13 protein-coding genes are annotated in these 13296 nt (G+C 56.2%); 7 read left to right on the plus strand and 6 right to left on the minus strand.

The features are described from left to right. Nucleotides 1-2: 2 nt before the first annotated feature. The 6 genes from fliI to HX778_RS21345 are packed head-to-tail and all read right to left on the minus strand — an operon-like array spanning nt 3 to nt 6191. The gene (gene fliI, locus HX778_RS21320; protein WP_176983012.1) at nt 3-1322 is read right to left on the minus strand and encodes a flagellar protein export ATPase FliI; all 1320 of its coding nucleotides are present in this window, start codon (nt 1320-1322) and stop codon (nt 3-5) included. Beyond that, nucleotides 1315-2061, minus strand: coding sequence for a flagellar assembly protein FliH (gene fliH, locus HX778_RS21325; RefSeq protein ID WP_176983017.1), 747 nt, complete (start codon nt 2059-2061; stop codon nt 1315-1317). Before fliH ends, fliI begins: the two co-directional genes overlap by 8 nt. Before the next feature lie 2 nt (nt 2062-2063). Further along, nucleotides 2064-3101, minus strand: coding sequence for a flagellar motor switch protein FliG (locus HX778_RS21330; RefSeq protein ID WP_038474880.1), 1038 nt, complete (start codon nt 3099-3101; stop codon nt 2064-2066). Beyond that, nucleotides 3070-4755 carry a flagellar basal-body MS-ring/collar protein FliF gene (fliF, locus tag HX778_RS21335; RefSeq protein ID WP_176983013.1) on the minus strand — a complete coding sequence of 562 codons (1686 nt, stop codon included), beginning with the start codon at nt 4753-4755 and terminating at the stop codon, nt 3070-3072. The genes HX778_RS21330 and fliF overlap by 32 nt, the downstream gene beginning before the upstream one ends. A 10-nt stretch (nt 4756-4765) precedes the next feature. After that, complete coding sequence (fliE, locus tag HX778_RS21340; protein WP_176983014.1) at nt 4766-5128, minus strand: flagellar hook-basal body complex protein FliE; 363 nt, start codon at nt 5126-5128, stop codon at nt 4766-4768. Nucleotides 5129-5147: 19 nt separating this feature from the next. Next, nucleotides 5148-6191, minus strand: coding sequence for a sigma-54-dependent Fis family transcriptional regulator (locus HX778_RS21345; protein ID WP_038474884.1), 1044 nt, complete (start codon nt 6189-6191; stop codon nt 5148-5150). 708 nt (nt 6192-6899) lie between these two features. On the opposite strand from HX778_RS21345, the gene HX778_RS21350 reads away from it, so the two are divergent. The 7 genes from HX778_RS21350 to HX778_RS21380 are packed head-to-tail and all read left to right on the plus strand — an operon-like array spanning nt 6900 to nt 13021. Next, the gene (locus tag HX778_RS21350) at nt 6900-7589 is read left to right on the plus strand and encodes a FliM/FliN family flagellar motor switch protein (RefSeq protein WP_235212924.1); all 690 of its coding nucleotides are present in this window, start codon (nt 6900-6902) and stop codon (nt 7587-7589) included. After that, the gene (fliN, locus tag HX778_RS21355; protein WP_038474888.1) at nt 7576-7977 is read left to right on the plus strand and encodes a flagellar motor switch protein FliN; all 402 of its coding nucleotides are present in this window, start codon (nt 7576-7578) and stop codon (nt 7975-7977) included. Before HX778_RS21350 ends, fliN begins: the two co-directional genes overlap by 14 nt. Beyond that, entirely contained in the window at nt 7974-8744 is a 771-nt protein-coding gene (gene fliP, locus HX778_RS21360; RefSeq protein WP_176983015.1) for a flagellar type III secretion system pore protein FliP, read from the plus strand. Before fliN ends, fliP begins: the two co-directional genes overlap by 4 nt. A 2-nt stretch (nt 8745-8746) precedes the next feature. Next, nucleotides 8747-9019 (plus strand): flagellar biosynthesis protein FliQ, encoded by a 273-nt coding sequence (gene fliQ / locus HX778_RS21365; protein ID WP_038474892.1) that lies wholly within the window; start codon nt 8747-8749, stop codon nt 9017-9019. 3 nt (nt 9020-9022) lie between these two features. Further along, the gene (gene fliR / locus HX778_RS21370) at nt 9023-9796 is read left to right on the plus strand and encodes a flagellar biosynthetic protein FliR (RefSeq protein ID WP_176983016.1); all 774 of its coding nucleotides are present in this window, start codon (nt 9023-9025) and stop codon (nt 9794-9796) included. Beyond that, entirely contained in the window at nt 9796-10935 is a 1140-nt protein-coding gene (gene flhB, locus HX778_RS21375; RefSeq protein WP_038474896.1) for a flagellar biosynthesis protein FlhB, read from the plus strand. The genes fliR and flhB overlap by 1 nt, the downstream gene beginning before the upstream one ends. After that, the gene (locus HX778_RS21380; RefSeq protein WP_038474898.1) at nt 10922-13021 is read left to right on the plus strand and encodes a flagellar biosynthesis protein FlhA; all 2100 of its coding nucleotides are present in this window, start codon (nt 10922-10924) and stop codon (nt 13019-13021) included. The genes flhB and HX778_RS21380 overlap by 14 nt, the downstream gene beginning before the upstream one ends. Nucleotides 13022-13296: the final 275 nt, after the last annotated feature.

Genomic DNA, 13296 nt, shown 5'->3' on the forward strand with positions numbered 1-13296 from the left:
GATTATCCCGCCTGCGACAGCAGGCATAAGTCGCTGATGGTATTGGCAAGCGGTGCGGGTTCATGCACCTCCTGCTGAAGAAACTGCGTAATCGCCGGGGCCAGTTTTACCGCCCTGTCGGCCTGCGGGTCGGCCCCGGCAACGTAGCCGCCGAGCGGCAGCAGCGGCTTGATGCTTTGGTATTCGGCATACAGCTGTTTCAGCGTCCTTGCCGCCAGCTGGTGCGGGCGTTCCGTCACCTGACTCATACAGCGGCTGATGGACTGTCCCACGTCGATGGCCGGATAATGCCCGGCTTCGGCAAGGTGGCGGGAAAGCACAATGTGGCCGTCGAGCACCGCCCGGGCGCAGTCCACGATCGGGTCCTGCTGATCGTCCCCTTCCGCCAGCACGGTATAGATCGCGGTCATCGTGCCGCTGCCGGTGCTGTTGCCCGCGCTTTCCACAAGCCGCGGGATCATGCCAAAAGCCGAAGGCGGGTAGCCTTTAGTCGCAGGAGGTTCACCAAGTGAGAGCGCAATTTCGCGCTGGGCCATGGCGTAGCGGGTCAGGGAGTCCACCAGCAGCAGGACGTCTTTACCTTTGTCGCGGTAGTAGCTGGCGATGGTGTGGCACAGCTCGGTAGCCTTAATGCGCATCAGCGGTGACTCATCGGCCGGTGCGGCCACAATGACAGACTTCGCCAGCCCTTCGGCCTGCAGCGAGTTTTCAATAAATTCTTTTACTTCGCGCCCGCGCTCGCCAATCAGCCCGACCACCACCACTTCTGCCTGGGTGTAGCGGGTTATCATGCCAAGCAGCACGCTTTTACCGACACCGCTGCCCGCCATCAGCCCGACGCGCTGGCCTTTGCCAATCGTCAGCAGGCCGTTGATGGTCCGCACGCCAACGTCGAGCGGCTGCGCCACGCTCTGGCGGGTGAGCGGATGAACCTGGGGCAAATGCAGCGGCAGCGGCGTGTCGCCGACCAGCTTGCCTTTGTTGTCCAGCGGCTCTCCCAGCCCGTTAACCACCCGGCCCAGCCAGCGGTCGCCAATCATCACGCCTTCCTGCTTATCCGCCGGGAAAACGCGGGCGCCAGCAATTAATCCCGTCGGATGCTTGAAGGGCATCAGCCAGGTCAGGTCGCGGTCAAACCCTACGACCTGAGCATCAATCAGTTCGCTGTCCGCGCTTTCCACGCGGCACATCTGCCCAACCGCCAGACGGCAGCCCACGCACTCGAGCAGGATGCCGTTCACGCGCACCAGCCTGCCCGCCACGCGAGCAAGATTAATGTTTTCAATGGAGCGCAGCGCCTGCGCGAAGTCCAGATCACTCATCGTGCGTTTCCGGCAGCAGGTTTTCTTTCAGTACGTCCATACACTGCTCAAGGCGATGCTGACAGCCGATATCCATTTCGCTGGTATCGGTGATGACCCGGCATTCACCGGCGTCCAGGTCCGGGTCGGCGGCCAGGCCCCACTGGCGGGCTTTCTCCGGTTCGGCTTCGCTAATACGCTGATATTCTTCATTGTTAAGCAGCACACGAATCTGCTCGGGGATCTGAGGCAGGCCGTTAAGCGCCTCTTCAATCAGCGTCAGCATCTGGGTTGGATGCAGCGCCAGTTCACAGCGAATCACCTGGCGGGTGACTTTTTCTACCAGCTGCAGCAGCTCTTCGCGGCGGCGTTGTTCATAAGCGCTGAGATACTGACGCAGCTCGTTTGCCACACCGTCCAGCGGCCCGGCCGCATCAAGAAACAGCTGGCGAGCGTGCTGTTTCCCCTCTTCCAGCCCCTTGCGCATCCCCTCTTCAAAACCGAGGCGAGCGCCTTCCTGGTAGCCCTCTTCTTTTCCTTCTTCCATGCCCTGCGCAAAACCACGGTTCAGGCCATCCTGAAAGCCCTGCACCAGCTGCTGCTGGTAAGCTTCCGGGTCAAGCGCCTGGCCCGATTGTTCAAGGCTTGCCTGCTGCCAGCTTTTACGCAACGGCGGGAATTTGTGCAGTCGGGGTTTAATCACGCCCTGACGGCGGGCGGTCAGGCTGCCCAGAGTGGCGGTTTTCGCGTTTTTGAACATCATTATTCCATCGTCTGCTCAGCGAACAGCTGAACCTGAATTTCGCCGTCTTCCGCCAGCTGACGCACGGTGCCCATAATCTCTTTGCGCACCTGCTCAATTCGGCTGACCGGCACCGGCCCGAGGCGCGAAGTGGTGCTTTGCAGTAACTGCACCTGACGCTTTGGCATCACGTTACAGATGGTCTGTCGCAGCACCGGCTCGGTGCCCTTCAGCGCCACCGCCCACTCTTCCATCGAGACCTCTTCCATCAGGCGCTGCAGCGTATTCTGGTTCTGGCGACTGAGGATGAAGAACTCATACATTTCGTCTTTCAGCTCGTCGACCACCTCTTCGTCACGCTCGCGAAGCTGGTCCAGCAGCAGTTGCTGGTTTTCCGGAATGCGGTTGACGATATTGGCGGCGTGCTTAATGCCGGTCACCTTCGAGCCGTGCTCGGAAAGTACCGCCACGCCACGGTCAACCAGCCTGTCCAGCTCGTCGATAACGTCCCGGTTAACGTCGTCCAGCTTGGCAATGCGGTAAACGATTTCGTCCTGGCGCTCCTGCGGCAGCACGCTGAGCACGCTGGCCGCCACGTCCGGCGGTAAGAAAGCGAGGAACACGGCCTGCAGCTGCAGGTGCTCGTGTTCAATAAGCGCCGCCAGCTGCGGCACGTCTACCCATTGCAGGCGAGCCATGCGGTAGCGAATCTCATCCCCGTAGATGCCGTTAATCACGCTGCGCGCAATTTCCCCGCCCAGCGCTTTTTCCAGAATGCTGCGCAGGTAGGTGCGCGAAGCGCCGTTAATCCCGCTCTGCTCCCGGTAGTCCTGAAAAAAGTTGTTCATCGCCTGGCGAGCATGAGTCACCTTCACGCCGTGCAGCCGCGCCATGGTTTCGCTCAGTAAAAGCACCTCTTCCCGGCTTAGCTTCTGCATGACCTGAGCGGCGGCGTCTTCACCCACGCTCAGCAGCAGGATCGCCGCCTGTTCGATGCGCGAGCGCCCGTTGCTGCCGCTGCTACTTTTACTGTTCTTGCTTACTGTTGGTTCGCTCATTGCTGTTGATCCACTGTTTCAGTACTTCCGCCACGCGCTCGGTTTCGCTCTGGGCGAGCATCTGTAAGTATTCGACTTTCGTTTCAAGGCCAGAACTTTGCGGCGGCAGGTTGTCATCGTTCTGGAACGACGATTTCGGCAGGCCAGCCGCCAGGGCGTCATCGCTGGTGATTAATTCATTTTCAAGCAGCGCGCCGCTTTCCAGAGCCGGTTCGTTCGCGGCCTCGGTAACCGCCAGTTCACGACGGCTGAAGCGTTGTACGACCGGACGCACGCCGAACAACAGGGTTAGCAGTGCCAGCAGGCCAATGCCGCCGGTCTGTCCCCAATACTGCATGTGCGGATCCTGCCACCATTTCAGCACCGGGAAGGCCGTCGCTTCTGGTTCGGTAAAGGCCATAACGTCCAGCGTCAGGGAGTCACCGCGGGCTTTATCTATCCCAGCCGCGTCTTCCACCAGCCGCGTCAGGCCGGCCAGTTTTTCCGGCGTAATTTTCGCCAGCGCGGGTGCACTTTGGTTCAGGGCGATGGCCACGCGCAGCTTCTCAAGCTGATAGCCTGGGTGGCGGATATGGCGGATATCGCGGTCGTAGGCGTATTTACGCTGCTCGGAATTACGGCTGCTGAGGGACTGCGGGTTCCCAGCCGGAGCCGTGTTCGCGTTGGCATTAGCGTTAGCAGCCGCATTCGCCGCAGCAGGCGGCTGGTTGACCGGACGATTGCTGAGCGAGCCCGGCACGCCAAGGGCCAGCTCGTTGGTGACATTTTCCTGGCTGATGTTTTCATCGCTCACGCGGGCGTCTTTCCCCAGACGTTCCTGGGTTTCTTCCACGCTGCTCATATCAACCTGCGGCGCCACGCTGATGCGGAAGTTGTTGCTCCCCACTAGCGAAGTCAGCAGGCCGGAAATGTTCTTTTCGGTGTCGACTTTCATGCGCTGCACAACGTCATTGGCCTGACGAATTCCGGCCAGGCTGCCGCCGCCGTTTTGCAGGCCTTCAGAAAGCAGGTTGCCGCTTTGATCGACCACCCTCACGCTGCTGGCCTTCATCCCCGGCACGCTGCCGGAAACCAGTTGGACGATGGCCGCGACCTGCGGTTCATCAAGGCTTTTGCCGTGGCGGAGCTGAACGATAACCGACGCACTGCTCTCCGGCTTGTTGCTCATGACAAAGGAGCTGGCTTCGCTTAGCCCAAGATGCACCCGCGCCATCTCCACCGGATCCAGGCCCATGATGCTTTTCGACAGTTCCCCTTCGAGGCTGCGCTTGTAGCGGACGTTCTGCACAAACTGGCTGCTGCCGAGCATCTCTTCTTTGTCCATCAGCTCATAGCCTTCCGGCAACGCCGCGCTGATGCCCTTCGCCGCCAGCGCCATACGCGCCTTCGACAGTTTGTTTTCGGCCACCAAAATTTGCCCGTTGTCCGGGTTAATTCTGTAGGCAATGTTTTCTGCGCCCAGCACTTCAACCACCTGTGCGGTTGGCAGGTTTTCCTGGGCGCCATATAGCGCGACATAGCCGCCGCCGCTGCGCCACAGAGAGGCAACAATGGCGCCGGTCAGCAACACGGCTGCGGCGCCTATAAGCCATTTTTTATGATTTCCCTGCGGCAACGGCATCGCCGCAAGCTGATTTTTGATTTTGTTTAACACGGTAAGGCCCTTAGAGCGCAATGTTCATCACTTCATCCAGCGCGGTGGTGAGCTTGTTGCGCACCTGCATCATTGCCGTAAACGCCACGCTGGCTTTCTGGCTTTCGATCATCGCGCCGGTTAAATCGTCGCTCTGGCCGGTGTCGATAGCGGCCTGGCGGGCGCTGGCGGCGTGCTGCATCTGGTCAACGTTGTTGATGGCCTGGTTAAGGACATTGCCGAACGAGACGGAGGGCGCGTTACCCATCACCGACGGCGCGAGAGTCTGAGGCGCGGCGATAGCGCCGGCACCGGCGCTTGCCGCCGTGTGCTGTAGCCGCATCAGCATTTCCTGCTGCCCCATCGGCATACCTAATCCTGAAATCTTATCCATAGTGGTTTCCTTCCCCCTTTCAGGAGTAACACCCAATTTCAATGCCCTCTTCGCGCATCGAAGCCAGTCGGTAACGCAGCGCCCGAGGGGTAATGCCTAAAAACTGGGCGGTTTTCGATTTGTTGCCCTGATGACGCTTTAGCAGGTCGATGATGTACTGGTACTCGGCCATACGACCGTGCATCTTGACGTTGCGAATCGCGGCCGGGGCATCGCCCTCAGAGCGGTGGCCGGTTTCATGCCATGCCGGCATGATGCCAATGGCGGCGCTTTGCGGCTGTACGACCGGCGTCAGGCCGAAATCTTTGGCGGTGATTTCGCTCCCGTTACAGAGGATCAGGCCACGCTGGATAACGTTCTCCAGCTCACGAACGTTACCCGGCCAGTTATAGCTCAGCAGCGCGTGACGGGCGTCTTCGGCAAGCATAATCTTGCCCTGGTGGAACGTGTGATATTTGCTAATGAAGCGCTGGGCCAGCGGGATGATGTCCTGCTGACGCTCACGCAGCGGCGTAATGTGGATAGGCACCACCGAAATGCGGTAGAACAAATCCTGACGAAAACGGCCTTCGGCAATTTCAAGCTGTAAATCTTTATTCGTGGAAGCTATCAGGCGAATATCAAGTGGGATTTTTTTATGGCTGCCTAAACGCTCAACTTCCTGCTCTTGCAGCACCCTTAATAATTTGGCCTGTAGCGCCAGCGGCATATCACCAATTTCATCCAGTAATAATGTGCCGCCGTTGGCTTGCTCAAATTTACCCGCAACGCTTGCCACCGCACCGGTAAATGCACCTTTCTCATAGCCAAATAAAATAGCTTCCAGCATGCTCTCAGGAATAGCGGCGCAGTTCACACCAACATAAGGCGAATCGCTTCCCGTGGCGTGTTCATGAATATATTTAGCTACGCATTCTTTACCGGTGCCTGTTTCGCCAGTTATCAACACTGACACATTAAAATTTGCCACACGGCGTGCCAGCGCAAATACGCTAACGCTGGAAGGTGCCCTGGCCACAAAGCCGTTAAGATTTCCTGCGCTATGATCCATAAACATATTCATGTTGCATCACCCACTTAGAGTAAATTCTACCTGGCGAGGACAGCAAAACCGACTTAATATTTCCTTTAATCATAATAATGAAAGAAAAGATTAAGACCATTTACATTCAGCGCCGTCAATCACCAGGTTATTCAACCACAAGTATTACAGCAGTGTGGTTATCAGTGGGGTCAGTATACGGAGGGCACGATAATTGTCTCATTTTTAATGAGTATTAAAACATTAATTCTTTAAATACAATGAGTTATCGATTACATTAATCTGGAAGCAGGTTTTTAAATAATAGATTAATAAGCCCACCGCTATTGCAACAGCAAGCATAAGCAGGTCTAATCACCTTCCTGAAAAAAAGTGATGAGATGTTTTCCAATTATCTACCCGCTGCTGCTAATAAAGAGCGCCACCTCATTCTCGTAACTTAAATGCCCAGGTAAATTTTTCTTTGGCGAGCGATGAATCAATACTGAAGCTCATCGCTGACATCGCCAGATATCATGGTTATGCGGAAGAACTATGCAGCCTGTATTACAACGACTCAGAGTTCATCACCGGGATCGGCTTCCCGAACTGGTGAAACTGGAAGTAAATAAGCTTGGCCGTCCGTGGCATAAGCTGCCAACAATAATGAATGATTGCTTCGACATTCTCGATGCAAGGCTAAGCATTTACTTTCTTAAAAAATTTAGAGTAAACGTTACGTTAAAAAATATGACGTTTGCGATCGATAAAAATTATAAAAACACGCAGATATTCTCTTCCACTTACGGCAATCTCGGCTTCGACATTGATCGTATTTTGCTGCTGAATATTCTTCATGATTTCTATGGCCTGAGTAAAGACAGCGCCCAGGTGGCGCCGGATTTATCTCAGCCGATTTCGAAAACGGAAGAACGGCTAAAAAATAAATTAGGCCAGGAACTGACTGCGCTTGTCGTCAATAAAGAAACCTTTGGCGAAGACCTGGATATAAAGAACGACTATTCCTCGGTGATTAGCCAGTGGTCATGGTGCATTACATTCAGCCTCGAAGGTTACGAGCAAGGCGGGTTCACTATCCTGCTCGACCAGCTGCATGTCGATCGCATGCTGGCGAAGCTGAGAGCGCCGGACGGCGGAGACGGCGAGAAAGAGTCGTCGATGAGCACCGGCCAAATCGAAAGGCTGTTCTACGATTTGCCGCTGAAGCTGAATGGTCGCCTTGCCTCGCTGAACCTTACCGTCGCGCAAATTGCCGACATTGAGCCAGGGGACATTATTCCCATTTCACTGAATCAACCGATGCCGGTTTTTATCGGCAAAGAACAGATTTTCACCGCTGATATTGCGGAAGATCGCGGCAAACTGCTGCTGAGTGAATTTAACGATAAGACTGCCGAGAAGCATTATGAGCCAAATTGATCAAGACCTGAGCCAGACCCTGGATCTGGACGACCTGAACTTCGGTGATGCCCCGCAGGAAGAGACGGTGGAAGGCAACATCCGCATGGATCTGCAGGAAAACACGCCACGGGCAAACCCGATGGATCAGATTCGCAAAATGTCGCTGTTTAGCCGTATCCCCGTCACCCTCACGCTGGAAGTGGCTTCGGTAGAGATCTCTCTGGCTGATTTAATGTCGGTGAACAACGATTCGGTCGTTGAGCTGGACAAGCTCGCCGGTGAACCGCTGGACATTAAGGTCAACGGCATCCTGTTTGGTAAGGGTGAAGTCGTCGTCCTGAACGACAAGTACGGGCTGCGCATCATCGAGTTCAACAACAAGAACCTCGGCGAGCTGGCAGGATGAATAGCCTGCTACGCGGCCTGACGAGCAGAAAGAGCGGCCTTGCGGCGCTGCTGACGCTCGGCCTGTGCTTCTCGCCGCTGCTGTTTGCCGCCCACGGTGAAGTGACCTTATTCAGCGCGAATAATACCGACGCGGGCCAGGACTACAACGTCAAAATTGAAATCCTGATCCTGATGACCCTGCTCGGCCTGCTGCCGATCATGGTGCTGATGATGACCTGCTTTACGCGGTTTATCATCGTGTTGGCGATTTTGCGCCAGGCGCTGGGGCTGCAGCAAAGCCCGCCGAACAAAATCCTGACCGGTATCGCGCTGGCCCTGACCTTGCTGGTGATGCGCCCGGTGTGGACCACCGTGTACAACGACGCCGTCGTGCCGTTCCAGAACGACAAAATCACGTTGAACCAGGCGCTGGCTACCGCCGAAGTGCCGCTGAAGAAGTTTATGCTGGCGCAGACCAACAATAAGGCGATGTCACAGATGATGAGCATTGCCGGTGTCTCCGGCGACGCGCGCGAGCAGGACCTGACGGTCGTGACGCCCGCCTATTTGCTCAGCGAGCTGAAAACGGCCTTCCAGATTGGCTTTATGATTTACATTCCGTTCCTGGTCATCGACCTGATTGTCGCCAGTATTTTGATGGCGATGGGGATGATGATGCTGTCGCCGCTGATTGTCTCGCTGCCGTTTAAGCTGATGCTGTTCGTGCTGTGCGACGGATGGACGCTGATCGTCGGCACCCTGACCTCAAGCGTGCAGGGGCTGTAGCTATGCTTAATATGGATAACGCCGGCGACATCATGGCCTCTGGCATTCAGCTGGTACTGCTGATTTCCGCCGTGGCCATTGTCCCTAGCCTGCTGGTGGGCCTGTGCGTCAGTATTTTCCAGGCGACCACGCAGATTAATGAACAAACCCTGAGCTTCCTGCCGCGCCTGGTGGTCACGCTGCTGGTGCTGATTTTTGGTGGGAAATGGATGCTGACCCGGCTGGTAGACTTCACGACCGAAATCTTTCACCAGGCCTCTTCGCTGGTCGGCTGACGCATGGGAATCAACATTCACGATCTGCTTAATCCGCTGATGGCGATGATCCTGCCGTTTGTGCGCATTCTGGCGTTCATCCACTTTTGCCCGGTGCTCGACAGCAAAGCCTTCTCCCGCCGGATTAAAATTGCCACCGCGCTGACCCTGACGGTGCTGATTACGCCGATGCTGCACAATAACGTGGTGCTGAACGAGCTGATGTCGATGCGGGTTATCCTGCTGATCGGCGAGCAGCTGCTTTGGGGGCTGCTGTTCGGCATGACGATGCAGCTGGTGTTTGTCGCGCTGCAGACCGCCGGTCATATTCTGTCGATGAATATGGGCCTGGGCATGGCGATGATGAACGATCCGGTTAACGGCGGCTCGACGGCGGTGATTTCGCAAATCATTTTTGTTTTCTGCGCCCTGCTGTTTTTTATCATGGACGGCCATCTGCTGGTGGTGACCATTCTGGTAAAGGGTTTCACCTACTGGCCTATCGGTCAGGCCATCAATGAACCGACGCTTAAACAACTGGCGCAAAGCCTCGGCTGGATTATGTCTGCCGCCACGCTGATTGCGTTGCCCACCACTTTTGTGATGCTGATTGTGCAGGGCGGGTTTGGCCTGCTGAACCGCGTTTCGCCGACGCTGAACCTGTTTTCACTCGGTTTTCCCATCAGCATGCTGTTTGGCCTGCTGTGCATCACGATGATCGTTTCCCATATTCCGGAGCACTACCTCAATTTGACCAATGAGATCCTCGCCCGGCTTGACGCCATAAGGGTGCAGTAATGTCGTCATCCTCAAGCGGAGATAAGAGCGAAAAACCTACGGCGGGCAAGCTGCGCAAAGCCCGGCAGAAAGGGGATATTCCACGCTCAAAAGACCTGACGATGGCCGTGGGGCTGGTGGCCTCTTTCGTGACCATCAGCAGCTTCTTCCCCTATTACAAGTCGCTGATAAGCGAGTCGTTTTTATCCGTGGGCCGCATGGCCGGACGGCTGGATGACAGCGGCGCGCTGAGCCAGTTCATGATGCTTAACGTGCTGGTTATCCTTAAGTTTATCGCCACGCTGGTGCCTATCCCCGTGGCCTGCATTATTTCCAGCCTGATCCCCGGCGGCTGGATATTTACCCCCAACAAGCTGCTGCCGGATTTTAAGAAAATTAACCCGATAAGCGGGCTTAAACGCATGGTGTCCGGCAGCCACTATGTTGAGGTTGGCAAGATGATGCTGAAATGCGGCGTGATCCTCGCCGTGCTTTACACCATGGTGAACGACTCGCTGGCCGGCCTGCTTTACCTGCAGCAGCTCTACCTGCGCCAGGCCATCAGCAGCGGTTTTGATATTTTTCACCATGTCATCAGCTACTTTGTCGCGGTTATCGTTATCTTCGCCCTGCTGGACGTGCCGCTCAGCAAATTTATGTTCACCAAAAAAATGCGCATGACCAAGCAGGAAGTGAAGGAAGAACATAAGAGCAACGACGGCAACCCGCAGATTAAAGGCCGTATTCGCCAGCTGCAGCGCCAAATGGCGATGGGCCAAATCAACAAAACGGTGCCTTCGGCAGACGTTATCGTCACCAACCCAACCCACTACGCCGTGGCCCTGAAGTACGACCCAAACAAAGCAGAAGCGCCCTACATTGTGGCGAAAGGCGTCGATGACGTGGCGATGTTTATTCGTGAAGTCGGTAAGAACCACGGCGTGGAGATAGTCGAGTTCCCGCCGCTCGCCCGTGCGGTGTACTACACCACTCGCGTTAACCAACAAATTCCGGCGCAGCTGTTTCGCGCCATTGCTCATGTCCTGACCTACGTGATGCAGGTGAAAGCCTGGCGTGCGGGCAACGTTGAGCAAAAACCCCGCCTTAACAGGCAGATAGATCTTCCAAAAGAGGTATTAAAAGCCGATGGCGAACAATAAGTTTACCCAGGCCGTGACCGTGCTAAAGCAGACGCACGTCGGCGTGCCTGTTCTGCTGCTCAGCGTGCTGGCGATGATTATTTTGCCGCTGTCACCGCTGGTGCTGGATATCCTGTTTACCTTCAACATCGTGCTGGCGGTCATCGTGCTGCTGGTGGCGGTAAACAGTAAACGTCCGCTGGATTTTGCCGTCTTCCCAACGCTGCTGCTGATCACGACGCTGATGCGCCTGACGCTGAACGTAGCCTCCACCCGCGTGGTGCTGCTGCACGGCCATGAAGGAGAAGGCGCCGCCGGTAAGGTGATTGAAGCCTTCGGCCAGGTGGTTATCGGCGGCAACTTCGTGGTCGGCTTCGTGGTGTTCGTCATTCTGATGATCATCAACTTCGTGGTCGTCACCAAAGGGGCTGAACGTATCTCTGAGGTCTCGGCTCGCTTTACCCTCGACGCCCTGCCCGGCAAACAGATGGCGATTGATGCCGATCTTAATGCCGGCTTAATTAATCAACAGCAGGCCAAAACGCGGCGTAAAGACGTTGCTAACGAAGCCGATTTCTACGGGGCGATGGACGGGGCCTCGAAGTTCGTGCGCGGCGATGCCATCGCCGGGATCATGGTGCTTATCATCAACGTGATCGGCGGGATCTGTATTGGTATTTTCAAATACGATCTCGATGCCAGCCACGCCTTCCAGCAGTACGTGCTGCTGACCATCGGTGACGGCCTGGTCGCACAGATCCCCTCCCTGCTGCTGGCAACCGCCGCCGCTATTATCGTGACCCGCGTCAGCGACGGCGGTGACGTTAGCGATGAGATTAAGGCTCAGCTGCTCGCCCGCCCGAACGTGCTGTATACCGCTGCGTTTGTGATGTTCATCCTGGCCGTTGTGCCCGGCATGCCGCACGTTGCCTTCCTGAGCTTCACCGCGCTGTTGCTGTTTGCTGCCTGGCGGCAAAGCAAAGTGGTGCAGCCCGCCGAGCAGCAGGCTGACGACATGGAGGCCATTCAGGAGGCCCTTGCCCCGGACACGGAGCCTACCGTCAGCTGGGACAGCATTCCGCTGGTCGAGCCGATTGGCCTGAACCTGGGTTACAAGCTGGTTTCACTGGTGGATACCGCCAAAGGCAGCCCGCTGTCGCAGCGTATTCGCGGCGCAAGGCAGGTTATCTCGGAAACCTGCGGCGTGCTGCTGCCGGAGATCCGCATTCGCGAAAACTTCCGCCTGAAACCCGCCCAGTACGCGATCCACATCAACGGCATTCGCGTGGCGCTGGGGGAAGTGAATTCGGAAAAATTAATGGCAATCCCCGGCACCGAGCTGTACGGCGAGATAGACGGCGTGCTGGACACCGATCCGGCGTACGGGATGGCCATCGTCTGGATTGATCCGGACCAAAAATCGCGCGCGTTAAACCTTGGCTATCAGGTAGTGGACTGCGCGAGCGTGGTAGCCACCCACGTTAACAAGGTGGCGCGTCAGCATCTGCCTGATTTGTTCAACTATGACGATATTACTCATCTGCATTCACGCCTTGCGCTGCAGGCGCCGAAGCTTGCGGAAGATTTAAATAACGCGCTGAATTTCAGCCAGTTGCTGAAAGTTTATCGCCAGCTTTTGCTCGAACAGGTGTCGCTGAAGGATATCGTCACCATTGCCGCCACGCTGCTGGAAAGCTCGGCGGTAACCAAAGATCCGCAGCTGCTCTGCGCTGACGTGCGCTACGCCCTGCGCCGTGCCATTTTGCATAACATCAACGGCGACCGCAGGCAGCTTGCCGCCTACACCATTGATAACGAACTGGAGAATATGCTGCTAAACGCCCTGAATCAGGCCCAGCAGGCGGGGAAAGTGGCGCTCGACAGCTTCCCTGTCGACCCGAATATTCTGGCTCAATTGCAAAATACCATGCCGATGATTTACGAGCAGATGAAGGCGAATAGCCTGCCGCCGCTGCTGCTGGTGACGCCGCAGCTGCGCCCGATTCTGTCACGCTATGGCCGCCTGTTCAGCGCCGGGCTACATGTGCTTTCGTATAACGAAGTGCCGGATGACAGCGATTTGAAGATTGTCGGGACATTAGCGTGATAGGGCTTCGCGCTGATCTAAGAGAGAACACCTTCTATGAAGAATCGGCTAAGGCTCCGTTCACTTCCTGCCCTGGGTCGGAGAGAAAACGGAGGCGACTTAAGCTGGAACAGAGCCTCGCTTCTTATTTTTACCCTCACCCTGCCCCTCTCCCTGGAAGGGAGAGGGAATAAAAAATGTTCCCCATCGTCTGTTTTCCCCCTCTCCCTCTGGGAGAGGGCCGGGGTGAGGGTTGAATTGCCTCCCGGCTCTCAGCGCCCCCGGTTATGACCCAA

This window comes from Cedecea sp. P7760, from assembly GCF_013386425.1.
Lineage (GTDB): Bacteria > Pseudomonadota > Gammaproteobacteria > Enterobacterales > Enterobacteriaceae > Cedecea > Cedecea selenatireducens.